The organism is Parvibaculum sp. (assembly GCF_045863935.1).
Lineage (GTDB): Bacteria > Pseudomonadota > Alphaproteobacteria > Parvibaculales > Parvibaculaceae > Parvibaculum.
Genome location: NZ_BTVP01000001.1, coordinates 183,644 through 208,166, shown reverse-complemented (window position 1 = coordinate 208,166; position 24,523 = coordinate 183,644). Strand labels below are relative to the sequence as shown.

Genomic DNA, 24,523 nt, shown 5'->3' with positions numbered 1-24,523 from the left:
TCAGCTTCCTTCCGGGTGAAGCTCGCGGTCTTTCGTCTCGGGCACGAAGATGAGCCCGACGACGAAGGTCATGGCCGCGATGATGACCGGGTACCAGAGCCCGGAATAGATGTCGCCCGTCGCCGCGACAATGGCGAATGAGACGGTCGGCAGGAAGCCGCCGAACCAGCCATTGCCGATGTGATAGGGAAGCGACATCGAGGTGTAGCGGATGCGCGTCGGGAAGAGTTCGACAAGCATCGCCGCGATCGGCCCATAGACCATCGTCACATAGAGCACGAGGATGAAGAGGATCGCGACGACCATCGGATAATTGATGGCGTCGGGAGCGGCGGCGGCGGGATAACCCGCATCCGCGAGTGCCTGCGTCAGCGCCGCCTCGAAAGCCGCGCGCCGCGACCCGTCCGCATCCATGCCCGCATCGAAAGAGGGAATGGCCGTTTCGCCGACCGCGACGCGCGCCTCTTCACCGTCTGGAAGCGCGGCATTGCCGTAAGGAATGCCGCGTTTTGCGAGCGCGCTTTTCGCAACGTCGCAGGGCGTGGTGAAGGCGGCGGTGCCCACCGGATTGAACTGGAAGGAGCAGCTGTCATTGTCGGCAATGACGATGACGGGCGAACGCTCGCGCGCCTGCTCAAGCGCCGGATTGGCGAAATGCGTGAGCGCGGAGAAGAGCGGAAAATAGGTGAGCACCGCGAGCAGGCAGCCCGCGAGAATGATCGGCTTGCGGCCAATCCGGTCCGAAAGCGCGCCGAAGATCACGAAGAAGGGCACGCCGAGAAGCAGCGCCGCGCCGATCAGGATGTTCGCCGTCTGCCCTTCCACTTTCAGCACCTGCGTCAGGAAGAAGAGCGCGTAGAATTGGCCCGTGTACCAGACGACCGCCTGACCCGCCGTCAGACCGATCAGCGCGATGATGACGATCTTGAGGTTGCCCCACCGCGCGAAGCTCTCGGTCAGCGGCGCCTTCGACAGCGTTCCCTCTTCTTTCATTTTCTGGAACAGCGGCGACTCGTTGAGCTTCAGCCTGATCCAGACGGAAATGCCGAGCAGGAAGATCGAAAGCAGAAACGGGATGCGCCAGCCCCAGGCATCGAAGCTCTCCTTGTCCATCGACAGCCGGCAGCCAAGGATGACGAGGAGCGAGAGAAAGAGCCCGAGCGTCGCCGTGGTCTGGATCCACGCCGTATAGGCGCCGCGCTTCGTATGCGGCGCATGTTCGGCGACATAGATCGCCGCGCCACCATATTCGCCGCCAAGCGCAAGGCCTTGCGCGAGGCGCAGCACGATGAGGATCGCAGGCGCCGCAAAGCCGATGGCGGCATAGTTCGGCAGCAATCCGACGATGAAGGTCGAAAGACCCATAATCAGGATGGTGATGAGGAAGGTGTATTTGCGGCCGACGAGATCGCCGAGCCGTCCAAAGACGATGGCGCCGAAGGGACGCACGGCAAAGCCGGCGGCAAAAGCAAGCAGTGCGAAGATGAAGGCGGCGGTCGGGTTCACACCGGAGAAGAACTGCACCGAGATGATCGCAGCGAGCGATCCATAGAGGTAGAAATCGTACCACTCGAAAACAGTGCCAAGCGACGAGGCAAAAATGACCCGCCGCTCCTCCGCCGTCATGCGGTGCGTCGCACCCGCCGCATTTGCCATCTGCCCCTCCCCGGAATCGACAATCGGGAAACAATGGAGGGAAACTCTTCGTTTTTCCAGTGAAGGATTGCGCTCAGCCTGCGGAAGGTGGACGCGGGAAAAGATTTCCGTTTTCGCCTTCCGGATTCGTGAAAGGCGCGATGGCGTCCCTGTCCATCACCGAACGGAATTGCGTCAGTGCCCAATAAACACTCGGAAAGGCAAGTTCGTTCCACGGGATGTCGTCCCAGCCGAAAAGATCGACTTCGAGGCTTTCCTCGCCCGGTGAAAAATGCGGTGTCCGGAGCGAAGCCCGATACATGATCTGGACCTGGGCGATGCGGGGAATGTTGTAGATCGCCAGAACATCGCGCAGCACGATGTCGGCATTGGCCTCTTCCCGCGCTTCCCGGCGTGCGCCCTCTTCCGTCGTTTCTCCCTGTTCCATGAAGCCCGCGGGCAGCGTCCAGTAGCCCCGGCGCGGCTCGATGGAGCGGCGGCATAGAAGGAACTTTCCCTCATGGGTAACGACGGAACCCACAACGATTTTGGGGTTTACATAATGAATGAAGCCGCAGCGATCGCAGATATCGCGCGGAAGGCTGTCTCCCGTTGGCACGCGGCGCGAAAATGTCACATCGTCCGCCGCACCAGTTTCCTGCGGCTTCGGCTCGGCCGGAACTTCCTTCCTGTCGTCCTGCATTGTCTTGCTTCAACCTGTTGGTCCGCCCACGGAGTTACGTTGCGGTGCGGAAATAACACTGTGTGTGGAAGCTGAAACCGGATGACCGCGCCCGGTGCATTGGCAACGGAATGTCCGCGCACAGACCTATCCACATAATTTTAACTCTGCTTTTCCCGCATTCCGCCTCTTGCATAGGTGGGGCATGCGGGTGCATATGATGATGATAGAGCGCCAGACAGAAAACGGCCACACAAACGCCGCGACTGTGCGCGACGATCATCCTCCCTTCAAACCGGGAGACATGTCCGAGAAGGACACCGCCCCCAGCGCCGGACACTTTATGGTGTCTGATAATCCAGAGGACCGAACGAATGGCAGCCAGGAAGCCAACCGGAAGTTTCGATCTTGAGAATTCGCTGAGCCATCTGTTGCGCCGCGCTCAGCAATTCGCCTACGACCAGTTCGTGCAGCAGATGGGTGCGAGTTCGATCACGCCGCGCCAGTTCATCGTGCTCTTCGCCGTGGACGAGGAAGAAGGCCTGAGCCAGACCGACCTCGTGAACCGGACGGGCATCGACCGCTCGACGCTCGCCGACATGATCAGCCGCATGATCAAGAACGGCCTTCTCGCCCGCAAGCGGACCGCCGAGGATGCGCGCGCGAACTCGGTTCGCCTCACCGCTGCCGGCCGCCGCGCGCTCAAGAGTGCGATGCCCAAGGCCATCACCGCCGAAAAGGCGCTGCTCGACGTGCTGCCGAAGACGCTGCAGGGTGATCTTCTGAAGGGCCTCGGTCAGCTCAACTCCGCGATCGAAAGCATGAAGGTCGAGGAAGAAGCGCCGAAGACCGCAAAGCGTGCGCCCGCCAGGAAGAAGCCGACGCGCAAGGCACCCGCGAAGAAGCCTGCTGCAAGCCGCAAGAAGGCCTGACGCCCAAGCCGGAGGCCGCGCCTATCCCCTTGTGGAAAGGCGCGCCTCCTTGAGCGCGGGCAGGATTTCGTCTGCGATCGCCTCGGGCGTCAGCGGCCCGACATGCTTGAGGGCGATGCGCCCCTTTCCATCCACAATATAGGTTTCAGGCACGCCATAGACGCCCCAGTCTATGGCGGCGCGCCCCGTCGCATCCTTGCCGATGCGCGCGAAGGGATTGCCGAGTTCCGCGAGGAAGCGCCGCGCCGCCGCCGGATCGTCCTTGTAGTTGAGGCCGAAGAGCGGCGCTCGCGAAACACGGCCCAACTCGACCAGAAGCGGCATCTCGTCCCGGCAGGGCACGCACCAGGACGCCCACACATTGACGATAACGGGCTCGCCCTTGCCGAAATCGGCGGACGCAAGCCCCGGCCTGTCCAGCCCCTCGACCGGCGGCAGCTCGAAATCGGGCACATAGCGCCCGATCAAGGCGGACGGCACGCGCGACGGATCGCCGCGATAGATCGCCGCGAAGAAGAGCCCCGCAAGGATCAGGAAGATCGCAACGGGAATGAGCGCCGCGAGCCGGACGTTGAAAGTCACGAGGGATCCTCTCCGCTTTGGCGGTGCGCCGCGCGGCGCACACGTCCCCCAGCCGCCTTTTCAAGCGTTTCGACGAGCCGCGCCTGCGCCCGGTAATCCGCAATGCTTTGCCAGATGAGCGCCACCGTGACGAGAACCGCCGCGCCATAGGCAGACCAGACGAAGAAGGCATATCCGCCCATATGGAAAAATTCGTCCATGTTCACACCTCCTGCGCCGCGCCCGCCTGGGCAAGACGCAGATTGCGCACACGGCGGCGCAGGATCTCGGCCCGCATGCGCACCAGCAGCAGCGTCACGAACAGCATCGTGAAACCCGCACCCATCAGCCCCAGCGGCAGCAGCATGGACGGCGCGATGGCCGGCCCGTCCATGCGGAAAACGGAAGCCGGCTGGTGCAGCGTGTTCCACCAGACCACCGAGTAGCGGATGACCGGCAGGTTGATCGAACCGACAAGCGCGAGAACCGCCGCCGCCCGCGCGGCGCGAACGGGCTCCTCGATGGTCGCCCAGAGCGCCATGTAACCGAGATAGAGAAAGAAGAGCACCAGCATCGAGACGAGGCGCGCATCGCCCCATTCCCACCACGTGCCCCACATCGGCGCGCCCCAGAGCGAGCCCGTGAGGAGCGCGAGGAAGGTGAAGGCGGCGCCGATGGGCGCGGCCGACTTCGCGCAGACATCGGCCAGCGGGTGCCGGAAGATGAGCGCGACGGCGGAGGCGACCGCCATCACCCCATAACCCATCATGGCAAGCCAGGCCGACGGCACATGCACATACATGATGCGCACCGTCTCGCCCTGCTGATAGTCGGGCGGCGAGGCGGCAAGCGCGAACCAGAGCCCCGCGCCGATGACAAGCGCCGCCAGCGCCGCCAGCGGCATGAGAAGCCGCGCCGACAGCGCCATGAAGCGCGCCGGATTGGCATAGGCATGGAACCGCTGCGCGGCGGAAATCATGTTCATGCCCGCCATTTAGCGTAAGCCCCGCAAAGAGGGCAAGCCGCGCCCAAGGGCATTTTGCCACGGCTTTGAGATGCAAACCGGCTCACACATGGCGCCTCGTCCCGGCCCCTCATCTGAGATTGGCGCGAAGCGCCGCCGCGCCGCCGAGCGGCCCGAGAACGAGGCTTGCCAGCGCCACCGCGCCGAGGAGAAGAAGGCTCTGCCGCCCCGCCTCGCCCGCAAATCCGCCCGTCGCCGCATCGGCCGCGCCGACGCCGAAAATCAGTACCGGCACATAGAAGGGCATCACGAGGAGCGAGGCGAGAAGTCCGCCGCGCCGCACGCCCACCGTCAGCGCCGCACCGATCGCGCCGAGAAAGCTCAAAGCCGGTGTGCCGGCCAGCATGGCGAGGATGAGCGGCGGATAGGCCTCTCCCGGCAGGTTGAGCATGAGGCCGAGCAGCGGCGCCGCAACGACGAGCGGCAGGCCGGTCGTGAGCCAGTGACCGAGCGCCTTGGCGACCACGATGAGTTCGAGCGGCAGGAGGCCCATGGTGAGGAGATCGAGCGAGCCGTCCTCGTAATCGGCCTGGAAAAGCCGGTCGAGCGTGAGCAGTGCCGCGAGCAGCAGCGCCACCCACAGCATCCCCGGCGCGACTTTCGCGAGCAATTCCCGATCCGGCCCGATGCCGAACGGCAGCAGCGTTATGACGACGAGGAAGAAGAAGACGGCCATGCCGCCGCCGCCGCCAAGCCGCACGGCAAGGCGAAGATCGCGGGCGAGAAGGGCGAAAAAGGCGCGCGTCATATCATGGCCTCCACGCCGAGCCGGAGCTGCTTTGTCTCGCCGAGACCGAGATCGAGATGCGTCGCCGCCACGATCATGCCGCCCTGGCCGAGATGCGAGGTCATCAGCGCAAGAAGCCGCGCAACGCTTGCGGCATCGAGCGCGACGGTCGGCTCGTCGAGCAGCCAGACGGGGCGTGGCACCGCGATGAGGCGGGCGAGAGACAGCCGCCTTCGCTGACCGGCGGAGAGATAGGCGGCGGGAAGATCGGCAAGATGGGCAAGGCCGAGCGCCTCAAGCGCCGTATCGGCTCCCTCCGGAATGCTGCCGAGATAAGTCCGCCAGAAGGAGACCGTCTCCATGACCGTCATGGAGGGCTTCAGCGCATCGAGATGGCCCACATAATGCGCCTGCTCGCCGAGGCTGAGCTCCGGGTCGCCGCCCGTGAAGGCGATCTCGCCCTGCGCCACGTCGAGAAGACCGGCGAGCTGCCTGAGCAAGCTCGATTTGCCCGCGCCGTTCGGCCCCGTCAGCACCAGCGCCTCGCCGGTCTTGAGCGAGAAGGAGAGACCCTCGAAGACGAGGCGTCCGCCGCGCTCGCAGGCGAGATCGCGAACCGAAAGCGAAAGCTCAGATATCGTCAAAACGTCCGCCCCTGCCCTTGCCCGACGCGAAGCGCGCCGCGCCTTTCAGCGTTTCACCCGAGGCGAGAACCTTGCGTCCATGCTCGAATTCATTGGCGAGCGCGCGGTCGTAAGGCAGATCCCATTGCTCATAGGCCGACATGCGATCGTGGCGCAGGCAGAGTTGCGGAAAGCGCGAAATTTCGAGCGCGAGCCGCTCCGCCTCCTCGCGTCCCTTGCCCTTCGGCGCGATGCGGTTCGCAAGCCCCATCATCAGCGCCTCTTCCGCGTTGACGGGACGGCCCGTGAGAATGAGGTCCATCGCGCGCGCGTGCCCGATGAGGCGCGGCAGGCGCACCGTGCCGCCATCGATCAGCGGCACGCCCCAGCGGCGGCAGAAGACGCCCATGATCGCGTCCTCTTCCACCACGCGCATGTCGCACCAGAGCGCAAGTTCGAGACCGCCCGCGACAGCATGGCCGGAAATCGCGCCGATCACCGGCTTGTTGAGAATCATTCGCGACGGACCCATGGGACCGTCCTGTGCGAGCCGGTTGAAATCGGCGCCGGTTGCGGGGGGCACGGATCGATTGCCCTCGCCCTTCGCAACCGCCTTGAGGTCCGCGCCCGCGCAGAACGCGCCTTCACTGCCGCAGAAGACCGCGACGAGCGCTTCCTCGTCGCGCTCGAAGGCGAGAAACGCCTCGACAAGCGCTTCGGCCGCCTTCCGGTCGACGGCATTCTTTGCGTGCGGCCGGTTCAGAATGACGCTTGTCACTGGTCCGTTTTTCTCGACGAGCACTTCCGGCATCCGCATCTCCCCGCATCGTTTGCGACGCTGATTATCACGCCCGCTTTTCCGGGCGAAGCATGGTCATTCCATGCGAAAGACATTATAGTCCCGCGCGACAAGCATATAGGTCCCAGGCTGAGAAGCGGCGGCGAAATCCTGCTTTGACGCACGCGCTGTTTTCGGCGCGGGCGGCTCCCCGCAAGGCTCCCGCCTTCCCCCCTCACCGCTCCGGACCGCGCATCATCGAGGATCATAGAGAGATGGCGAAGAAGGCGACGGCCAAATCAACCAAGGCGAAGAAGAAACCAGCGGCGAAGGCAAAGAAGGCTGCCCCGGCGAAAGCCGTGAAGAAGGTGGCGAAGAAGGCTACCGCAAAGAAGGCAGCTCCGAAGAAGGCCGCCGCTGCGAAGAAGGCAGTGAAGAAGGCTGCGCCGAAGAAGACGGCGGCGAAGAAGCCCGCCGCGAAGAAGGCAGTCGCCAAAAAGACCGCGCCGAAGAAATCCGGACCGAAAAAGGCTGCAGTGAAGAAGGCCGCAGTAAAGAAAACCGCGCCGAAGAAAACGGCAACGAAGAAGCCCGCCGCGAAGAAGGCCGTCGCCAAAAAAGCTGCGCCGAAAAAGGCAGCGGTGAAGAAGGCTGCTCCGAAGAAGGCCGCACCGAAGAAGGCTGCTGCAAAGAAAGCCGCGCCGAAAAAGACGGTCGCCGCGAAGAAGCCTGCTGCGAAAAAAGCCTTACCGAAAAAAGCTGCCGTGACCCGGAAGCCCGCGGCGAAGAAGCCTGCCGCGAAGAAGGCCGCTGCACCGAAGAAAGCCTCTGCCGCGCCGAAGAAGGCCCCGGCGAAAAAGGCAGCACCGAAAAAGCCTGCCGCGCGGAAAGAGCCCGGCAACAGCTTCGGCGCCCGCAAGACGCTCAAGGTCGGCAAGCGCAGCTACACCTATTTCAGCCTTCCCGATGCCGAGAAGAAGGGCCTCGACGGCGTGTCGCGCCTTCCCTTCTCGCTGAAGGTGCTGCTTGAAAACCTGCTGCGCTTCGAAGACGGCCGCACCGTCACGAAGGAAGACATTGAAGCGGTGAAGACCTGGCTCAAGACCCGCACTTCCGACCGCGAGATCGCCTATCGTCCGGCGCGCGTGCTGATGCAGGACTTCACGGGCGTTCCCGCCGTCGTCGATCTCGCGGCGATGCGCGACGCGGTGAAGAACCTCGGCAGCGACCCGAAGAAGATCAATCCGCTGGTGCCCGTCGATCTCGTCATCGACCACTCGGTGATGGTCGACAAGTTCGGCACGCCGACGGCCTTCAAGGAAAACACGGAAATCGAATATCAGCGCAACCGCGAACGCTACGAGTTCCTGCGCTGGGGTTCCAAGGCTTTCAACAATTTCCGCGTGGTGCCGCCGGGAACCGGCATCTGCCACCAGGTGAACCTCGAATATCTCGCCCAGACCGTCTGGACGAAGACGGAAGGCAAGGAAGAGATCGCCTATCCCGACACCTGTGTCGGCACGGACAGCCACACCACGATGGTGAACGGCCTCGCCGTGCTCGGCTGGGGCGTGGGCGGCATCGAGGCGGAAGCGGCCATGCTCGGCCAGCCGGTCTCCATGCTCATCCCGGAAGTGATCGGCTTCAAGCTGACCGGCAAGCTCAATGACGGCGTGACCGCCACCGACATGGTGCTCACTGTCACCGAGATGCTCCGCAAGAAGGGCGTGGTCGGCAAGTTCGTCGAATATTACGGCTCGGGCCTCGACCATCTCGCGCTCGAGGACCGTGCGACCATCGCCAACATGGCGCCCGAATATGGCGCGACCTGCGGCTTCTTCCCGGTCGACAACGAGACGCTGAAATACCTCAAGGCGACCGGCCGCTCGGAAGAACGCGTCGCGCTCGTCGAGGCCTATGCGAAGGCGCAGGGCATGTTCCGCGAGAAGGGCATGGCCGATCCCGTCTTCACCGACACGCTGGAACTCGACCTCGGCACCGTCGTTCCCTCGCTCGCCGGCCCGAAGCGTCCTCAGGACCGCGTCGCGCTGACCGACGTGAAGGCGAGCTTCCTGAAGTCGCTGGAAGGCGAGTTCGGCAAGCCCGGTCAGGCCGCGGCCCGCGTGCCCGTCGAAGGCAAGGATTACGATCTCGGCCATGGCGACGTCGTCATCGCCGCCATCACCTCCTGCACCAACACCTCGAACCCGAACGTGCTGGTGGCCGCCGGTCTTGTTGCGCGCAATGCCCGCAAGCTCGGCCTCAAGGTGAAGCCCTGGGTGAAGACCTCGCTCGCGCCGGGCTCCCAGGTGGTGACCGACTATCTCGCAAAGGCGGGCCTCCAGGACGATCTCGACGCTCTCGGCTTCAACCTCGTCGGCTATGGCTGCACGACCTGCATCGGCAATTCGGGTCCGCTCCCGGCGGAAATCAGCCAGGCGATCAACAAGAACGATCTCGTGGCCTCCGCCGTGCTCTCGGGCAACCGCAACTTCGAAGGCCGCGTTTCGCCGGACGTGCGGGCGAACTATCTCGCCTCGCCGCCGCTCGTCGTCGCCTATGCGCTGGCGGGTTCGACGCAGATCGACCTCACGAGCGAGCCCCTCGGCACCGGCAGCAACGGCCAGCCCGTCTATCTGAAGGACATCTGGCCGAGCTCGCGCGACGTCGCCGAAACGGTGCGCACCTGCGTGACGCCGCAGATGTTCCGCGAGCGCTACGCGAACGTCTTCGATGGCGATGCCGCCTGGAAGAGCATCGCCGTGTCGGGCGGCCTCACCTATGACTGGGACGGGGATTCGACCTATGTTCAGAACCCGCCCTATTTCGTGGGCATGAAGCCCGAGCCCGCGCCGCTCAGCGACGTCAGGGATGCGCGCATCCTCGGCCTCTTCGCGGACTCGATCACGACCGACCACATCTCGCCCGCCGGCAACATCAAGGTGCAGAGCCCGGCCGGTGCCTACCTGAACTCCAAGCAGGTCGGCGCCCAGGACTTCAACTCCTATGGCGCACGGCGCGGCAATCACGAAGTGATGATGCGCGGCACCTTCGCCAACATCCGCATCAAGAACCAGATGCTGAAGGGGATCGAAGGCGGGCTGACGAAGCTGCAGCCGGAAGGCACGCAGATGCCGATCTACGACGCTGCGATGGAGTACAAGCGCCGCGGCACCCCGCTCGTCATCTTCGCGGGCAAGGAATACGGCACGGGCTCCAGCCGCGACTGGGCGGCGAAGGGCACCATGCTGCTCGGTGTGAAAGCCGTGGTCGCGCAGAGCTTCGAGCGCATTCACCGCTCGAACCTGGTCGGCATGGGCATCGCGCCGCTCCAGTTCCTGAACGACATGAGTTGGCGGTCGCTCGGCCTCGACGGTTCGGAAACGGTGACGATCGAAGGTCTCGCCACTGTGAAGCCGCGCAGCAAGGTGAACGCCGTCATCACCTTCGCCGACGGCAGCAAACAGTCGATCGAACTTCTCTGCCGCATCGATACGCAGGATGAAGTCGATTACTACGAGAACGGCGGCATCCTGCCTTACGTGCTTCGGAACCTCACGGCATAAGGCGGAAACGCCGGACCGATACAAAGGGCGCCCTTCGGGGCGCCCTTTTTCTTTGTCGGGATCACTCCGGATCACTCCAACGTGACTCGCCCCCGCGCGGCGCCCTTCCTATTCTTGTCTGCGAAAGGAAAGGACAATCATGCCCGCCATTCGCATGACGCTCCGGCTCTGCGGACTTCTCGCCACCTTCGCGCTCGCATGCCTTCCCGCGCGCGCCGGGGAGAGCCCGGTCGTGGTCGAACTCTTCACCAGCCAGGGCTGCTCCTCCTGCCCGCCGGCGGACGCCTATATGCGCGAACTCGCGACCCGCGACGGCGTGATCGCGCTGTCCTTCAATGTGGACTACTGGAATTACCTCGGCTGGGAGGACACGCTTGCGAGCCCGGCTCACACCGAGCGCCAGCGTGCCTATGCGCGGCGCCTCGGGCTATCGGGCGTCTACACGCCGCAGATCGTGGTGAACGGCGCCACCGAAGGCGTCGGCAGCAAGCGCGGCAAGATCAACGAGCAGATTGACGCCGCGCGCACAAGGCCGCTCCCGGTCGAAGTCTCTTTCACCGACAAGGGCGACACGCTGACGCTCGATGTCGGCGCTGGAAAGACGCCGGGACAACCCGTGACGCTCTGGCTCATCCGCTTCACGAAAGAGGAAACGGTCGAGATCGGCAAGGGCGAGAACCGCGGCCGCACCATGGTCTATACCCATGCCGTGCGCGAACTAATGCCCGTCGGCATTTGGAGCGGCGAGGCGATCAGCCTGACGCTGCCGAAAGGCGATCTCCTCGCGGGTGGCATCGATGGGTGCGTGGCGCTTCTTCAGGCGGGCAAGGGCGGGCCGATCCTCGGCGCCGCACAGACGGCAGCGAACTAACGGTTCAGGGCGTCATTTGCTCCGGCATGGGGCTCATCGCATCGGCGGGCCCCGCCTCGCGCGTCAGCAGGTCCATCGTCTGGGTGAGCTGGTTGCCGAGATCCTGCGGCAGCTTGTAGGTCCAGGCCGAAAGCCGTGCATTGAGTTCTTCGGCGCGTTTTTCCGCAGGCGCGATATCCTCGCCCTCCGGCACCAGCGCCGGATCGGCTTCGGCCGCGAACTTCGCCCAGAGCGCGCCGCCCTCACCCGCCATCAGCATGGTGAGGCGCAGCCCGTCGAATGTCTCGAACACGGCGCGCGGCGCATCGTCCGGAAACTCGAGCGTCTCGGCAGGCGCCACATCGTCGAAGGGCGATCCGAGGATTGCAGTCGCCGCCTTGTTCGCGACGGCCGCTCCCCGCGACACGCGGCCTTCGGGCGCATTCTCGATAGCGAAGTTTTCATCGCCCGGCCCGCGCGAAAGCAGGACCGGAGTTTCGGTTCCCGCCCAGAGCGTGACGCGGGCGAGCTTCTCGCGCGGAATATCGATAAAGGCGGTATCGAGCCAATCGTTCACGCTCTTGTAAAGCGGCAGCCGCCCGCGCGCGAGAAAGGTTTCGTCCTCGCCGTCGCGGCGCACATAGATCAGGCCTTCGCCTTTCACGTCCACCGCCCGCTCGGGCACCTTGCCGACGAGAAGACCGGCAAGCCGCTCCTCGCCCTTGAAGAATTCGACGCGCACCGCCGACCCGATATCCTCGGGTTTCAGCAGGCCGAGATTGCGGTGCCATTCGGGATTGGCCGTGCGCGGCTCATAGGCTTCCATCTGGCCGACGCCGAGCAATGTCTTCTTGATGAGGCTTTCGCTCACCGGATAGCCGCCGCGCGAGGGCGCGACCCAGCCGCCATCCGCATTGCGCTTGAGTTCGATCTGCGAAACGCCGTTCATGCCCCGGCTCGCCGTATAGACGATCCGGTCGACGCGATCGAGTTTCGCATCGAGCTCCTCGAAGAGCGGATAGGGCACGAAGCTCGTGCGCACGCTGCTCCGGTCGTTCACGACGGCAATGGTCGCGGCGATCACCGCGATGAATGTGGCGGCGGCGAGGACCGCAAGGTTCCGCTGCGGCTTGTTGTTCCAGAGGGTCTGCCACATGACTGTCACGCCCTCTTTTCCACGCGCGCCTTGCGGCGGCGATATCGCAGGATGGCCGCCACGCCCGCGACGACCGCGAGCAGCAGCGGCACGAGGGCGATGTTGAAGAAACGAAGCTGCGCGCCCAGCCGCTCGACATCGCGGCGAAGATCGCCCTGCACGTCGCGCAACGCCTTGCGGCTTTCGAGAAGCTCGCTGCGGAATTGCTTGATCGCCGCCTCCTCCCCGTCGTCAGGGCCGCCGCTCGCGGCATCGGCGCCCGAGCCGCCCGTCTGCAATGCGGTGAGGTTGCGTTCGGCCGTTTCGATCTTCTTCTCGAGCGTTTCCTGCTCGGCGAGGAAGCGCCGTTCGGCGGAGCGGCGAAGCTCTTCCACCACGGCGAAGGGCCGGTCGGATTTGCTGCGCGCCCGAAGCGAGATGAGTTCGTTCGAACCCATCAGATTGTCGATGGCGGACAGGACGAAGACGGCGTTGTCGGCAATCGGCTGCGCCACGCGCTCGCCGAGATAGGATTCCGTCCTGACCCAGAAGCGGTCGTCGAAGATGTCGCTGTCCGCGAAGACGATGATGTTCGCGTCCTGCTGCGATTGCGCGATATGGGGTCCCGCCTTCTCCTGAGAGCGGCGGGGCGCGGCGGCGCCTTCCGGCGCCACAAGCTCTTCCTCCGGCGGACCGGAGAAGGCGCTCTTCACCGGACCAGACAGCCGCGCCGCGATGGCGTAGCGCTGCTCCGACGGCTTGAAGGCGCGAATGAGATCGTCCGGGCGCGGCCCCTTCTTCACCTCTTCGACGTCGTAGAGCTGCGATTCTTCCGACGTGGTGACGAGCGGCGAGAACACCGTCGTCGCGTTCCCGACCGGCGTGAAATAGCCCACCGTGCCGAGATTGAGACGCGAGACATTCGCCGTTACGAGATCGTTCGCATCCACATTCTCGCGCGGCACGGCGAGCCAGAGCACATAGTCGCTCTCCTGCCTGCGCGCATCGAGCCCCGTCTGCACGCGCTGCGCGAGCTTCCGGTCGCCGGCGATCTTCGAGGGGTCGTAATGGACCCCCCAGCTTTCCAGAAGCGGCCCGAGATCGGACTGCTCGGTGTAGCCGCGTATCGGATCGCCGTTCGGCCCGGCCGTGAGGCTCACCTCCGAATGCGGATCGACGAAGGCAAGCACATGCCCGCCCCGCATCACGAACTGGTCGAGTGCATAGAGCGTCGGCGTGTCGAGCGGCCTTGGATGCGCGATCATCAGTACGTCGACGCGGTCCGGCACCTTCTGGAACTGCTGTTCCAGGAACTCGATCTCGAAGCGGTTCCGCAATTCCTCATAGATCATGAAGGGCAGCGAATCGCCGCGCATCGCCGACATCAGGCCACCCGTTCCCGTGTCGAGCGGGAGATTGGTGACGATGCCGAGCACCGGGCGCTCGGGCCGGCTCAGGTTCTGGATCATCCGCGCGATGTCGTATTCGAGATACTGCTCGCGCTCGTCGCTGAAGAAGGGAATGGCTTCGAGCCCGTCCACCGAATTGGTGCCCACGAGACCGAAATAGATGATGTCGCCCGATTGCGTCGGCGCGCCCTTGAGGCCGAGCGACATGGCAAGGTCTTCTTCCTCGGAGAAGGGCGCGGGCTCGATCACTTCGAGGCGCACCTTGCCGCCCGATGCCGCGCGGATTTCCTCCAGCAGGTCGCGCACATGGCCCGCATAGGTGCGGATGCGCCCGTAGTCTGTCGCAAGTTTTTCTGAGTAGAAGAAGCGCAGCGTGATCGGCTCCTCGATCGCCGCGGCGACTTCCCGCGTGCCGTCCGAGAGCGTGTAGAGGCTGCTCTCGGTGAGGTCGATCCGCGCCGAGCGAAACACGACGTTCGAGAACATGTTCACCGAAAGAAAGAGCACGGCAAGCAGCACCAGCATGATGATGCGATAGGCCGAACGGCTGATCTGCCCGTTGAACATCGCCTACCCCGCCTTCTTCATGTCGACCACGATGCCGCAGGCGATGAGCCAGGCGCCGATCAGCGTGGTGAAGTAGACGATGTCGCGAAGATCGATGACGCCGCGCGTGATCGCCTCGAAATGCGTGAGGAAGGAGAACGACGCGATGGTGGACAGCACCTGCTGCGGCGCCCAGCTCGCGAAGAAGTCGATCACGATGGGAAGACCCGACACCGTGAAGAGAAACGACACGGCGACGCTCACGACGAAGGCGATCACCTGGTTGCGTGTGACGGCCGACAGGCACGAACCGATGGCGAGATAACCGCCCGCCATGAAGAAACTGCCGAGATAGCCCGCAAGCACCACGCCATTGTCCGGATCGCCGAGATAATTGACGGTGAGCCACATCGGAAAGGTGAGCGCGAGCGCGATGCCCGAAAAGGCCCATGCCGCGAGAAACTTGCCGAGCACCGCCGCCCAGAGCGGCACGGGCAGCGACAAGAGAAGTTCGATCGACCCCGAACGCCGCTCTTCCGCCCATAGCCGCATGGAAATGGCGGGAATGAGGAACAGGTAGAGCCAGGGATGGAAGTTGAAGAAGATCGTGAGGTCCGCCTGGTCGCTCTCGTAATAGGCGCCGAGATAGAAGGTGAAGGCGCCCATCGTGAACAGGAAGATCACAATGAAGATGAAGGCGAGCGGTGTCGCGAAATAGCCGCCGAGCTCGCGGCGGAAAACGGCGAGAAGCTCGTTCATGCCGCTTCCTTTCCGCCCGCATCGGGCCGCGTCAGGCGGCGGAACACTTCGTCGAGGCGGCCCGCCTCGCCGTAAAGCGCGCGCACCTGCCAGTTCTCCTCGCGTGCAATCCGCGCCACGGCATCGACAAGCATCGTGTCGCCTTCGCCCGAGCGTGCGGGAAAGAGCGTGAAGGTCGTCTCGTCGCCGCGCGGGGAAACCTCGATGCTCTCGATGCCCGCGAGCGAACGCAGCTTCTCCGCCGTCTCCACCGTCGTGCGGCCGCCAAGCGTCAGCGACACAGCATTGTGGTAGCGCGAGCGCGACATGAGTTCAGCGGGCGTACCGTCGGCAACGATGCGGCCACGGTCGATGATGAGCGCGCGCGTGCAGATCGCATCCACCTCTTCCAGGATATGCGTCGAGATGACGATGGCCTTTTCCGCGGCCATGCGCCCGATGAGCTTGCGCACTTCGAATTTCTGGTTCGGATCGAGACCGTCGGTCGGCTCGTCCATGATGAGCACGGGCGGATTGTGAAGGATCGCCTGCGCAAGGCCGACGCGGCGGCGAAAGCCTTTGGAAAGCGTGTCGATCGGCTGCTCGAGAACGCCGGCAAGTTCCGTCGCCTCCACCGCGCTGTCGATCGCCTTGTCCGCCTCCGCGCCCGAAAGGCGGCGCACCCGTGCGATAAATTTGAGAAAACCGCGCGTCGTCATGTCGCCATAGGCCGGCGCGCCTTCCGGCAGATAGCCGATCATGCGCTGCGCATCGAGCGTCGAGGTGACGATGTCGTGGCCGCAGACGCGCGCCGTTCCCGCGCTCGGCGCAAGAAAGCCCGTCACCATCTTCATTGTCGTGGATTTGCCGGCGCCGTTCGGTCCCAGGAAACCGAGCACTTCGCCCTTGCCGACGGAAAAGCTGATCCCGTCGACGGCGGTGAATGGACCGAACTGCTTGGTGAGCCCGTCGATGACAATCATCGGCTCGCCACCTGCTGCGCCCGCCGCGTTTCCGCTCGCCATATCCCTGTCAGACCGGTTGATCGCGTCTCTCCCTCGAGCGTCGCCGGAGCGGCCTTTCCGGCCGTTCCGCATCGCGCGCCGTCTCCCGCTCTTCCCCCGAAAAGCTCGGCAAGACGGGCTTGTGTAGGACAGGGCGCAGAGCCCTTCAAGTGAAAGATGCTTCATCTGGCGGCAGCGCGCCACCACGCCCGGAAGCCCACGGCAAGACGCACAAAAAGAAGCCGCCCGGGAGGGGGGATCCCGGGCGGCGGAGCTGTCGCTCTTTTCTTGAAGATGCTGCCTCTCCCCGGGGGAAGGGGTGGCCCGGCTCCCCCAATCTATCCCGGTGGGGCTGGGGGGCTGATGAAACCGGAACGTCGCAAGGAACCGGGCCAGTGAGGCAACGATGCAAAGATGGAGGGTCAGTGTGGCTGCCCAAGGGCTGAAACAAGGCAATATTGTGGTTTCGCCCTTATTGTCGTTTCACCGAAAAAGGGCTGTTCTCCGCGGGTTTTGTAACAATCGGGTGACGGCGGCGCGCTCCTCGTGCCATGCTTGTGCACAGTCCCGGCCCGAACCAGCGAAAGGCGCCGCATGTCCGATAGTGCCGACTACGACGCCCGCGGCGGAGCGGCGCAAACCCGCCTCAGCCTTGTCGGAACCGCGAGGCCGCCGGAAACGCCGGGCGCGCGGCCGCGGGAAGCGGAAGTCTTCTTCAACCGAGCGGAACTCGACGCGATCCTCTCCGTCTATGGGCGGAAGGTCGCCGAGGGCGAATGGTGCGACTACGCGATGGGCGGCTTTCGCGATGTGGCCATCTTCTCGGTCTTCCGTCGCGCCAGCGAAATACCGCTCTACCGCATCGAGAAGCGTCCGAAGCTCGCCCGCAAGCAGGGTGCCTACAGCGTCATCGCGGCGACGGGCCTCGTGCTCAAGCGCGGCCACGACCTCGCCCAGGTGCTCAAGGTCTTCGAAAAGCGCTCGCTCCGGCTCATCGACGCCTGAGGGAAGCATTCCTCGAACAAAAAGCCCCGGCATCGCTGCCGGGGCTTTGTCGTTCCGTTATGCGGGGCGCTTAGCCGCGCTGGTTGCCCATGAAGCGCAGCAGGAACAGGAACATGTTGATGAAGTCGAGATAGAGCGAGAGCGCGCCCATCACGGCCTTCTTGCCGGCGACGACAGCGCTGTCGGCTTCGTAATACATGCCCTTGATGCGCTGCGTGTCGTAAGCGGTGAGGCCGGCGAAGATCAGCACGCCGAGCACCGAGATCGCGAACTGCAACGCAGAGCTCTGCAGGAAGATGTTCACGACCATCGCGATGATGATGCCGAACAGGCCCATGATGAGGAACGAGCCCATGCCGGTCAGGTCGCGCTTGGTCGTATAGCCGTAAAGGCTGAGCGAGCCGAAGGCCGCCGCCGTCACGAAGAAGGTCGTCGTGATGCTCTGCCCCGTATAGACGAGGAAGATCGACGACAGCGACAGGCCCATCACGCCGGCAAAGGCCCAGAAGAGCAGCTGCGTCGCCGAGAGGCTGAGCTTCTGGATGCCGAAGCTGAGCACCATGATGAAGCCGAGCGGCGCCAGCATGACGACCCAGCGCAACGGGCTCGTATAGAGCGTCTCGCCAAAGCTCGTGAGGCCGAGGCCCTGCGCCGTTTCGACCGTCGCCGCACCGAAAGCGAAATAGGCAACGAGCCCGGTCAGCGCGAGCGCGCCCGCCATGTAATTGTAGACGCTGAGCATATAGCTCCGGAGGCCCTGATCGATCGACATGTCGGCGCGCGCGCCGACACGGGTCTGATGGAGCCGTTCCTGATCGTAATTCGCCATGTATCTGCACCCTCCTGAGTGTGCTGAGCAGTATATTGGCGGATGAAGAGACGAATTCAAGAAAAACCGGAAGGTTTGCGCCGCGGACCCGGCGGTTAAGTCTTTGAAATGTCATAAAATACGGCTTTCGCTCGTCCGGGGGATGGCGGAAATTTAATCTTCGCCGTTCAGTCGGCCCGGAGCACGGAAGCGGAGGGAACGGAAAGCGCCCGCCAGGTCCCGAGAAGCCCGAGCGCAACCGTGACCAGCGTGGCCGCTGCGATGGTTAGCGCAAGCGTGCCCGGCAGGAAGCGCCACGGCATTTCCATGACCATGGTGATGACGACATAGGCCGCCGCGGTTCCGGCCAGCGCCGCGACAAGCGCCGTCGCGAGGCCGAGCGCCGCATATTCCCGCACATAGATGCCGAGAATCCGCCCCCGGGTCGCGCCCAGCACCTTGAGCACGACTGCATCGCGCACGCGTGAGCGGAACCCCGCCGCCATCGCCCCCGCGAGCACGAGCACGCCGGCCGCAAGCGTCACCCCGCCCGTCGCCCGGACCGCCATGGCGAAATTCTCGAGGAGCCCGTTCACTGCCTGCAGCGCCTCGCGCACGCGAACGGAAGTGATGTTCGGAAACCGCGAGGTCACCTCGCGCTCCAGCGCTTCCTCCGCTTGCGGACTTCCCTCCATCTCGACCGTGGCCAGCACCGTATGCGGCGCGGCCGACAACATGCCCGGTGAAAACACGAGCACGAAATTGATGCCGAGGCTCGTCCAGTCGATGGCGCGCGTATTGGCGACCTCCGCCGTGATTTCGCGGCCGAGCACATTGACGGTGATCGTGTCGCCGACATCGATGCCGAAGCCTTGGGCGAGATCCTCGCCGAAGGAGACGAGCGGCGGCCCCTCGTAATCCTCTGCCCACCAGGTGCCCCGGACGAGCGTCGAACCTTCCGGCAGGCTTCGCGAATAGGTAATGCCGCGGTCGCCCCTGAGCGCCCATTGCGCCTCCGGCGTTACCTCCACCTGGTCCGAGGGCACGCCGTTCACCGCCGCGATCTTGCCGCGCAGCATCGGCACGCGGTTGAACGCGGTGACGCCCGGTGTCCCCGTCACCAGGTTTTCGAGTGCATCCGTCTGGTCCGGCTGTATGTCGACGAAGAAAAAGGCGGGCGCCCGCTCCGGCAGCTCGCTCGTGATCTCGCCGGTCAGATTGCCGTTGATGAGCGACACGGTGACGAGGAGCGTAAGGCCGAGACCGAGCGAAAGCACGACGGCCGGGGTCGGTGCGCCGGGCCGGTGGATATTGGCAAGCGCAAGGCGAAGCTCCGGCGAGTTGACGCGCGGCGCGCGCGCCGAAAGCGCCATGATGCCCTGCGCCGCCAGCGTGAGCACGACGAAGACGCCGGCCGCCGCCGCCACGAACCAGAGTGCGAAGAGGCGCTCCTCCGCGACCGCAACGGCAAGCGCGGCAAGCACGGCGAGCGCACCCGCCGTCGCCGCGACATAGACCGGGCGCGGCAGGCGGCGTACCGGCGCCACGATGTCGCGGAAGAGCCCCGCCGCCGGCACCTCGCGGGCACGCGCCAGCGGCCAGATCGCGAAGGCAAGCGCCGTCAGCAGGCCATAGGCAGCGGCTAGCAGCAGCGGCCCGCCATAAAGCCCCATCTCGGCGGGAATGGGGATCATGTCGCCCGCGACCGCATCGACGATGAAAGGCGCCACCATGCCGGCGGCAAGGCCGATCGCGATGCCGACAACGGCAAGCGCGAGCACCTGGATCATGTAGATACGGAAGATGAGCGTGCCCGGCGCTCCGAGGCATTTGAAGGTCGCGATCGTCTCGCGCTTGCCGTCGAGATAGGATTTGACGGCATTGGCGACGCCAACACCGCCGACGACGAGGGCGGTGAGCCCGACAAGCGAAAGAAAGAGCGCCACGCGCTCGACGAAGCGGCGCACGCCCGGCGCGCTGTCGCTGCGGTCCGTCACGCGCCAGCCCGCATCGGGAAAGCGTTCGTTGAGTGCCGCCGTCCATGCCGCAATGTCTTCCGGCGTACGCGCATTGGCGGGCAGCGCAATCCGGTACTGGTACTGGACGAGACTGCCGGGCTGCACGAGGCCCGTGCCGCCAAGCGCCTCGCGCGAGATCATGGCGCGCGGTCCGAGCGCGAAACCGTCCGACACGCGGTCCGGCTCATGCGCGATCGTCGCACGCAGTTCGAATGTTTCCTCGCCGATGCGGATGATGCCACCGGCGCCGACACCAAGACGGCTCAGCAAATTGGGTTCCACGACGGCGCCCGGCCGCCCGTCGCGCATGGCAAGCGCATCGGCAAGCGGCATGGCCGGTTCGAGCGTCATCTCGCCATAGAGCGGATAGACGCCGTCCACCGCCTTCAGCTCGACAAGCGTCTGGCCGCGTCCCTCGCTTCCCTCGGCGCCGCGCGCGCCCCCTTCTCCGGCGCTCCGCGCCATTGCGCGCATTTCGGCTGACACAGAAACCCTCGTGCTCTCGGTGATATAGGCAAGCTCTTCCGCCCCCGCCTCGCGGTGGATGAGCCGCAGCGCGATATCGCCGCCGAGAATATCCTGCCCGCCTTGCGCGAGCCCATGCGTGAGCGCCGCCGAAACGGAGCCCACGCCTGCGATTGCCGCGACACCGAGCGCAAGACAGGCGATGAAGACGCGAAATCCCGCAAGCCCGCCGCGCAGCTCGCGCCGCGCCAGCCGGAAGGCAAGCCGGAGCGGCGCGTCCACGCCGCTCATGCCGGCGCTCCCGCCTCGATGCTTTCGATCAGCCCGTCGCGCAGCCGCACGATCCGGTGGCAGCGTGCCGCCAGCGCCTCGTCATGCGTGATGAGCACGAGCGTCGCGCCCTTGCGCCTGTGCAGGTCGAACATGAGTTCGATGATTTCCGCGCCCGTCGACTGGTCGAGATTGCCGGTCGGTTCGTCGGCAAGCAGGATTTCCGGATCGCCCGCCACCGCGCGGGCAAGCGCGACGCGCTGCTGCTCGCCGCCCGAGAGCTGCCCCGGATAATGCGTGAGCCGGTGCGCGAGACCGACCAGCCGTAGCTCCTCCTCCGCCCGCTCGAAGGCGTTCTTCCGCCCGGCGAATTCGAGCGGGATCGCGACATTCTCCAGTGCCGTCATCGTCGGGATGAGGTGGAAGGACTGGAAGACGATACCTATATGATCGCGGCGGAAGCGTGCGAGCTGGTCTTCGCCATGGAGCGTAAGGTCTTCGCCCGCGCAGACGATGCGCCCCGAGCTCGGCCTTTCGAGACCGGCCAGCACCATGAGAAGCGTGGACTTGCCGGAACCGGACGGCCCCACGAGACCGGCGGTTTCACCCTTTGCGATGGAAAGGTCGATCCCCCGGAGAATGTTGACCGGACCGGCCGCACTCGGCAGGCTGAGTTTCACGCTGTCGAGTTCGATGATTGTGTCGGGCAAACGCTTTAGGCCTTTGTGGTGGAGCGGGTCTCGAAGGAAGGCAAACGATATTATGCGATATGGCCTCTTGGGACCGCTTTGCAAGCTTTTCGCGGGCACCGCGCTCCTTCTCGCCCTTCTCGCGGCGCCTCCCGCCCAGGCATCGGACGAACTTACCATCGTCGCGCTCGGCGACAGCCTGACGGCGGGCTACCTGCTCGGGCCGGACGAAGGCTTCCCCGAGCAGCTTGGCCGCGCGCTTGCAAAAGCCGGGCATGACGACGTGAAGGTCGTGAACGCGGGCGTCTCGGGCGACACGACATCGGGCGGCCTTGCCCGCCTCGACTGGGCGGTGGGGCCTGGGGCCGATGCCGTCATCGTCGAACTCGGCGCCAACGACGCGCTGCGCGCCATCGACCCCGGCATCACCCGCCGGAACCTCGACGAGATCGTCGCCCGCCTGAAGGCGCGCGGCCTGCCCATCCTCCTTGCCGGCATGTATGCGCCGCCCAATCTCGGGCGCGACTACGGCGACGAATTCAACCCGATCTTCGCGGAACTTGCGGAGCGCGAAGGCCTCGTGTTCTATCCCTTCTTCCTCGAAGGCGTGGCGGCCGACCCGGCGCTCAATCTCGGCGACGGCATCCATCCGACGGCGGAAGGTGTCGCCATCATCGTCGAGCGCATCCTGCCCGACGTCGAAAAGCTGATCGAGCGCGCGCGGGCAAAGCGCAGCGCCGCCAACTGACGGAGACGGTCTCATTTCATGCGGGCGCGCCTGTCTGCGCCGTCCGCCGGCAAACCATATCGACCAACAAAACGAATAGAGAACCCAGGGGGGGAACTTCATGGAATATCGCGAACTCGGCCGCACCGGCGTCAAGGTGAGCTCGATCTGTCTCGGCACCATGACATGGGGCGAGCAGAACACGGAGGCGCAGGGCCACGAGCAGATGGATTACGCCATCGCGCAGGGCATCAACTTCTTCGACACCTCGGAAATGTATGCCGTCCCGCCGAAGCCGCAGACGCAAGGTGCGACCGAGAAGATCATCGGCACCTGGTTCAAGGCGCGCAAAAACCGCGACAAGGTGATCCTCGCCACCAAGGTCGCGGGCCGCAGCCCGATGACCTGGCTCCGAGACGATGGCGCAGGCACAGAACAGAGCAAGGCGCAGATCGTCGAGGCCGTGAACAAGAGCCTGAAACGTCTGCAGACGGATTATATCGACCTCTACCAGCTTCACTGGCCGGACCGGCCGATCAATCTTTTCGGCGGCCTCGGCTACCGGCACATCGCGGGCGAGTGCCACCCGATCGGCGAAATCCTCGAAACGCTGCACGAGATCGTGAAGTCAGGCAAGGTCCGCTTCATCGGCCTCTCGAACGAAACGCCCTGGGGCACCATGACCTTCCTGCATCACGCAAAGACGAAGGGCCTGCCGCGCGTCCAGTCGATCCAGAACGCCTACAATCTCATCAACCGCACCTTCGAGCTCGGCGGCTCTGAGATCGCGCATCGCGACGGCGTCGGCCTTCTCGCCTACTCGCCGCTCGCGCAAGGCTATCTCACCGGCAAATACCAGAACGGCGCCCTGCCGGAAGGTTCGCGCAAGGCGCTCTTCAACCGCTTGCAGCGCTACGAAAGCCCGCAGGCGAACCGCGCCATCGAAAGCTACCTCGCCATTGCGAGGAAGCACGGCCTCGATCCGTCGCAGATGGCGAACCAGTTCGTGACGACGCGTCCCTTCGTCACCTCCAACATCATCGGCGCCACGACGATGGAGCAGTTGAAGCTCGCCGTCACCAGCGTGGACGTGAAATGGACCGAGGAACTCGAAAAGGAAATCGACGCCGCGCATCTCGACCAGCCGAACCCCGCCCCCTGAACGGAACCCCATGATCCGCCTCTTCACGGCCCTCGAAATCCCCGACGAAGCGGCAGAGCGCCTCGCGCGCCTGCAGCAGGGCCTCGACGGTGCGCGCTGGATCGAGCGGCCGGACTTCCACATCACGCTGCGCTTCGCGGGCGATATCCCCGAAGACGTGGCAAGCGACTTCGCCGAGGCGTTGTCGGACATTCCCGTCGAGCCCTTCGACATCGAGATCGAGGGCTTGGGCGAATTCGGCGGCGCGCGCCCGCACACCTTGTGGGCGGGCGTCAGGCCGTCCGAGCCCTTGCGCATCCTGCAGGGACGCCACGAAAGCGCCGCGCGGCGCATCGGCCTGAAACCTGACACACGCAACTTCACGCCCCATGTCACGATCGCCCGCCTCGGCCGCGTCGAAACAGGCGCCGTCTACAATTTCATCCGCGCGAATTCGCCCTTCGCCGCGCCGGCCTTCACGGTCGAGCGCTTCACGCTCTTCTCGGCGAGAGCGAGCACGGGCGGCGGCCCTTACGTGGCGGAGAAGCACTATCCCGATCGCGATTGGGAGCAGGAAGAGTAGCGGCAAGCATTGCTCTTCTTCCCACCCTCCCCTTGGGGAAGGGTCGAAATGTGCGAGCGATAGCGAAGCAGATTTCGGGGCGGGGTCGCGGCGCTGCTGCGATGAATGCGCCGGCTTGTGTGTTCGCGGATACTCGGCCCCCGCCCCAAAACCGCTGCGCGGTTTGACCCTCCCCGAGGGGAGGGTGAGAAGACGGATGTTACTCCCGCCCCGCCGCTTCCTCGATCGCATGCATGTCCTCGTCGGAAAGGCCCATGTGATGCCCGATCTCATGCACAAGCACATGGGTGACGAGATGCCCGAGCGGCTCGTCGAATTCCGCCCAGTAGTCGAGCAGCGGCCGGCGATAGAGAAACACCATGTCCGGCATGTGCACCGGCTCCATCACCGAGCGCTCGACATGGCTGATGCCCTGATAGAGACCGAGAAGCTCGAACGGGCTTTCAAGTTCCATTTCGGCGGCCACTTCCTCATCCGGAAAATCCTCGACGCGAATGATGAGCCCCTCGCAACGCATCCGGAAGTCCTCCGGCAGCCGCGCAAAGGCCTCGTCCGCGATCCGTTCGAAATCGGCGAGCGAGGGCGCCCGCGTGTTATCCCAATCCAT

At 64.8% G+C, this 24,523-nt stretch carries 23 protein-coding genes; 7 read left to right on the top strand and 16 right to left on the bottom strand.

Annotated features, from left to right (window positions below; translation table 11 throughout):
* Entirely contained in the window at window positions 1-1,656 is a 1,656-nt protein-coding gene (locus ACKUUH_RS01090; RefSeq protein WP_407947990.1) for an MFS transporter, read from the bottom strand.
* A gap of 73 nt (window positions 1,657-1,729) precedes the next feature.
* On the bottom strand, window positions 1,730-2,338 hold the full coding sequence (locus tag ACKUUH_RS01085) for an NUDIX domain-containing protein (protein ID WP_407947989.1): 609 nt from the start codon (window positions 2,336-2,338) through the stop codon (window positions 1,730-1,732).
* Window positions 2,339-2,691: 353 nt separating this feature from the next.
* Here ACKUUH_RS01085 and ACKUUH_RS01080 point away from each other — a divergent pair, with 353 nt between their 5' ends.
* On the top strand, window positions 2,692-3,249 hold the full coding sequence (locus tag ACKUUH_RS01080) for a MarR family transcriptional regulator (protein WP_407947988.1): 558 nt from the start codon (window positions 2,692-2,694) through the stop codon (window positions 3,247-3,249).
* Between the two features lie 21 nt (window positions 3,250-3,270).
* On the opposite strand, the gene ACKUUH_RS01075 is transcribed toward ACKUUH_RS01080, so the two are convergent.
* From ACKUUH_RS01075 to ACKUUH_RS01050, 6 genes are all read right to left on the bottom strand, one after another.
* Entirely contained in the window at window positions 3,271-3,831 is a 561-nt protein-coding gene (locus ACKUUH_RS01075) for a DsbE family thiol:disulfide interchange protein (protein WP_407947987.1), read from the bottom strand.
* Window positions 3,828-4,031: a heme exporter protein CcmD gene (ccmD, locus tag ACKUUH_RS01070; RefSeq protein WP_407947986.1), complete on the bottom strand. Its 204-nt coding sequence runs from the start codon at window positions 4,029-4,031 to the stop codon at window positions 3,828-3,830. The genes ACKUUH_RS01075 and ccmD overlap by 4 nt, the downstream gene beginning before the upstream one ends.
* A 2-nt stretch (window positions 4,032-4,033) precedes the next feature.
* Window positions 4,034-4,804: a heme ABC transporter permease gene (locus tag ACKUUH_RS01065; protein WP_407947985.1), complete on the bottom strand. Its 771-nt coding sequence runs from the start codon at window positions 4,802-4,804 to the stop codon at window positions 4,034-4,036.
* 100 nt (window positions 4,805-4,904) lie between these two features.
* Window positions 4,905-5,582 carry a heme exporter protein CcmB gene (ccmB, locus tag ACKUUH_RS01060; RefSeq protein ID WP_322312794.1) on the bottom strand — a complete coding sequence of 226 codons (678 nt, stop codon included), beginning with the start codon at window positions 5,580-5,582 and terminating at the stop codon, window positions 4,905-4,907.
* Entirely contained in the window at window positions 5,579-6,205 is a 627-nt protein-coding gene (ccmA, locus tag ACKUUH_RS01055) for a heme ABC exporter ATP-binding protein CcmA (protein ID WP_407947984.1), read from the bottom strand. Before ccmA ends, ccmB begins: the two co-directional genes overlap by 4 nt.
* Complete coding sequence (locus tag ACKUUH_RS01050) at window positions 6,192-6,995, bottom strand: crotonase/enoyl-CoA hydratase family protein (RefSeq protein ID WP_407947983.1); 804 nt, start codon at window positions 6,993-6,995, stop codon at window positions 6,192-6,194. Before ACKUUH_RS01050 ends, ccmA begins: the two co-directional genes overlap by 14 nt.
* Before the next feature lie 242 nt (window positions 6,996-7,237).
* Here ACKUUH_RS01050 and acnA point away from each other — a divergent pair, with 242 nt between their 5' ends.
* Window positions 7,238-10,528, top strand: a complete 3,291-nt coding sequence (acnA, locus tag ACKUUH_RS01045) for an aconitate hydratase AcnA (RefSeq protein WP_407947982.1) — start codon at window positions 7,238-7,240, stop codon at window positions 10,526-10,528.
* A gap of 139 nt (window positions 10,529-10,667) precedes the next feature.
* On the top strand, window positions 10,668-11,399 hold the full coding sequence (locus tag ACKUUH_RS01040; protein WP_407947981.1) for a DUF1223 domain-containing protein: 732 nt from the start codon (window positions 10,668-10,670) through the stop codon (window positions 11,397-11,399).
* 4 nt (window positions 11,400-11,403) lie between these two features.
* Here ACKUUH_RS01040 and ACKUUH_RS01035 read toward each other — a convergent pair whose 3' ends face one another.
* Genes ACKUUH_RS01035 through ACKUUH_RS01020 form a run of 4 tightly spaced genes read right to left on the bottom strand, consistent with a single transcriptional unit; the run spans window position 11,404 to window position 16,231 of the window.
* Entirely contained in the window at window positions 11,404-12,534 is a 1,131-nt protein-coding gene (locus ACKUUH_RS01035; RefSeq protein ID WP_407948020.1) for a DUF4340 domain-containing protein, read from the bottom strand.
* A gap of 5 nt (window positions 12,535-12,539) precedes the next feature.
* Window positions 12,540-14,489 (bottom strand): GldG family protein, encoded by a 1,950-nt coding sequence (locus ACKUUH_RS01030; RefSeq protein ID WP_407947980.1) that lies wholly within the window; start codon window positions 14,487-14,489, stop codon window positions 12,540-12,542.
* A gap of 3 nt (window positions 14,490-14,492) precedes the next feature.
* Entirely contained in the window at window positions 14,493-15,227 is a 735-nt protein-coding gene (locus tag ACKUUH_RS01025) for an ABC transporter permease subunit (protein ID WP_407947979.1), read from the bottom strand.
* Window positions 15,224-16,231: an ABC transporter ATP-binding protein gene (locus ACKUUH_RS01020; RefSeq protein WP_407947978.1), complete on the bottom strand. Its 1,008-nt coding sequence runs from the start codon at window positions 16,229-16,231 to the stop codon at window positions 15,224-15,226. Before ACKUUH_RS01020 ends, ACKUUH_RS01025 begins: the two co-directional genes overlap by 4 nt.
* 573 nt (window positions 16,232-16,804) lie before the next feature.
* Between ACKUUH_RS01020 and ACKUUH_RS01015 the strand changes: the two genes are divergently transcribed.
* On the top strand, window positions 16,805-17,215 hold the full coding sequence (locus ACKUUH_RS01015) for a DUF2794 domain-containing protein (protein WP_407947977.1): 411 nt from the start codon (window positions 16,805-16,807) through the stop codon (window positions 17,213-17,215).
* 70 nt (window positions 17,216-17,285) lie between these two features.
* Here ACKUUH_RS01015 and ACKUUH_RS01010 read toward each other — a convergent pair whose 3' ends face one another.
* From ACKUUH_RS01010 to ACKUUH_RS01000, 3 genes are all read right to left on the bottom strand, one after another.
* Window positions 17,286-18,044, bottom strand: coding sequence for a Bax inhibitor-1/YccA family protein (locus ACKUUH_RS01010; RefSeq protein ID WP_407947976.1), 759 nt, complete (start codon window positions 18,042-18,044; stop codon window positions 17,286-17,288).
* 167 nt (window positions 18,045-18,211) lie between these two features.
* Complete coding sequence (locus ACKUUH_RS01005; RefSeq protein WP_407947975.1) at window positions 18,212-20,797, bottom strand: ABC transporter permease; 2,586 nt, start codon at window positions 20,795-20,797, stop codon at window positions 18,212-18,214.
* The gene (locus ACKUUH_RS01000; RefSeq protein WP_407947974.1) at window positions 20,794-21,486 is read right to left on the bottom strand and encodes an ABC transporter ATP-binding protein; all 693 of its coding nucleotides are present in this window, start codon (window positions 21,484-21,486) and stop codon (window positions 20,794-20,796) included. The genes ACKUUH_RS01005 and ACKUUH_RS01000 overlap by 4 nt, the downstream gene beginning before the upstream one ends.
* 52 nt (window positions 21,487-21,538) lie before the next feature.
* Here ACKUUH_RS01000 and ACKUUH_RS00995 point away from each other — a divergent pair, with 52 nt between their 5' ends.
* From ACKUUH_RS00995 to thpR, 3 genes are all read left to right on the top strand, one after another.
* The gene (locus ACKUUH_RS00995; protein WP_407947973.1) at window positions 21,539-22,213 is read left to right on the top strand and encodes an arylesterase; all 675 of its coding nucleotides are present in this window, start codon (window positions 21,539-21,541) and stop codon (window positions 22,211-22,213) included.
* 100 nt (window positions 22,214-22,313) lie between these two features.
* Window positions 22,314-23,354, top strand: coding sequence for an aldo/keto reductase (locus ACKUUH_RS00990; RefSeq protein WP_407947972.1), 1,041 nt, complete (start codon window positions 22,314-22,316; stop codon window positions 23,352-23,354).
* A gap of 10 nt (window positions 23,355-23,364) precedes the next feature.
* The gene (thpR, locus tag ACKUUH_RS00985; RefSeq protein ID WP_407947971.1) at window positions 23,365-23,916 is read left to right on the top strand and encodes an RNA 2',3'-cyclic phosphodiesterase; all 552 of its coding nucleotides are present in this window, start codon (window positions 23,365-23,367) and stop codon (window positions 23,914-23,916) included.
* A gap of 199 nt (window positions 23,917-24,115) precedes the next feature.
* On the opposite strand, the gene ACKUUH_RS00980 is transcribed toward thpR, so the two are convergent.
* Window positions 24,116-24,523, bottom strand: coding sequence for a metallopeptidase family protein (locus tag ACKUUH_RS00980; protein ID WP_407947970.1), 408 nt, complete (start codon window positions 24,521-24,523; stop codon window positions 24,116-24,118).

Coding starts and splice junctions, on each gene's coding strand:
- ACKUUH_RS01050 (WP_407947983.1), bottom strand. CDS start 6,995: ATGCCGGAAGTGCTCGTCGAGAAAAACGGACCAGTGACAAGCGTCATT.
- ACKUUH_RS01015 (WP_407947977.1), top strand. CDS start 16,805: ATGTCCGATAGTGCCGACTACGACGCCCGCGGCGGAGCGGCGCAAACC.
- ACKUUH_RS01030 (WP_407947980.1), bottom strand. CDS start 14,489: ATGTTCAACGGGCAGATCAGCCGTTCGGCCTATCGCATCATCATGCTG.
- ccmB (WP_322312794.1), bottom strand. CDS start 5,582: ATGACGCGCGCCTTTTTCGCCCTTCTCGCCCGCGATCTTCGCCTTGCC.
- ACKUUH_RS00995 (WP_407947973.1), top strand. CDS start 21,539: ATGCGATATGGCCTCTTGGGACCGCTTTGCAAGCTTTTCGCGGGCACC.
- ACKUUH_RS01065 (WP_407947985.1), bottom strand. CDS start 4,804: ATGGCGGGCATGAACATGATTTCCGCCGCGCAGCGGTTCCATGCCTAT.
- ccmD (WP_407947986.1), bottom strand. CDS start 4,031: ATGGACGAATTTTTCCATATGGGCGGATATGCCTTCTTCGTCTGGTCT.
- ACKUUH_RS01085 (WP_407947989.1), bottom strand. CDS start 2,338: ATGCAGGACGACAGGAAGGAAGTTCCGGCCGAGCCGAAGCCGCAGGAA.
- ACKUUH_RS01040 (WP_407947981.1), top strand. CDS start 10,668: ATGCCCGCCATTCGCATGACGCTCCGGCTCTGCGGACTTCTCGCCACC.
- ACKUUH_RS00980 (WP_407947970.1), bottom strand. CDS start 24,523: ATGGATTGGGATAACACGCGGGCGCCCTCGCTCGCCGATTTCGAACGG.
- ACKUUH_RS01020 (WP_407947978.1), bottom strand. CDS start 16,231: ATGGCGAGCGGAAACGCGGCGGGCGCAGCAGGTGGCGAGCCGATGATT.
- ACKUUH_RS01080 (WP_407947988.1), top strand. CDS start 2,692: ATGGCAGCCAGGAAGCCAACCGGAAGTTTCGATCTTGAGAATTCGCTG.
- thpR (WP_407947971.1), top strand. CDS start 23,365: ATGATCCGCCTCTTCACGGCCCTCGAAATCCCCGACGAAGCGGCAGAG.
- ACKUUH_RS01090 (WP_407947990.1), bottom strand. CDS start 1,656: ATGGCAAATGCGGCGGGTGCGACGCACCGCATGACGGCGGAGGAGCGG.
- ACKUUH_RS00990 (WP_407947972.1), top strand. CDS start 22,314: ATGGAATATCGCGAACTCGGCCGCACCGGCGTCAAGGTGAGCTCGATC.
- ACKUUH_RS01010 (WP_407947976.1), bottom strand. CDS start 18,044: ATGGCGAATTACGATCAGGAACGGCTCCATCAGACCCGTGTCGGCGCG.
- ACKUUH_RS01035 (WP_407948020.1), bottom strand. CDS start 12,534: ATGTGGCAGACCCTCTGGAACAACAAGCCGCAGCGGAACCTTGCGGTC.
- acnA (WP_407947982.1), top strand. CDS start 7,238: ATGGCGAAGAAGGCGACGGCCAAATCAACCAAGGCGAAGAAGAAACCA.
- ACKUUH_RS01025 (WP_407947979.1), bottom strand. CDS start 15,227: ATGAACGAGCTTCTCGCCGTTTTCCGCCGCGAGCTCGGCGGCTATTTC.
- ACKUUH_RS01005 (WP_407947975.1), bottom strand. CDS start 20,797: ATGAGCGGCGTGGACGCGCCGCTCCGGCTTGCCTTCCGGCTGGCGCGG.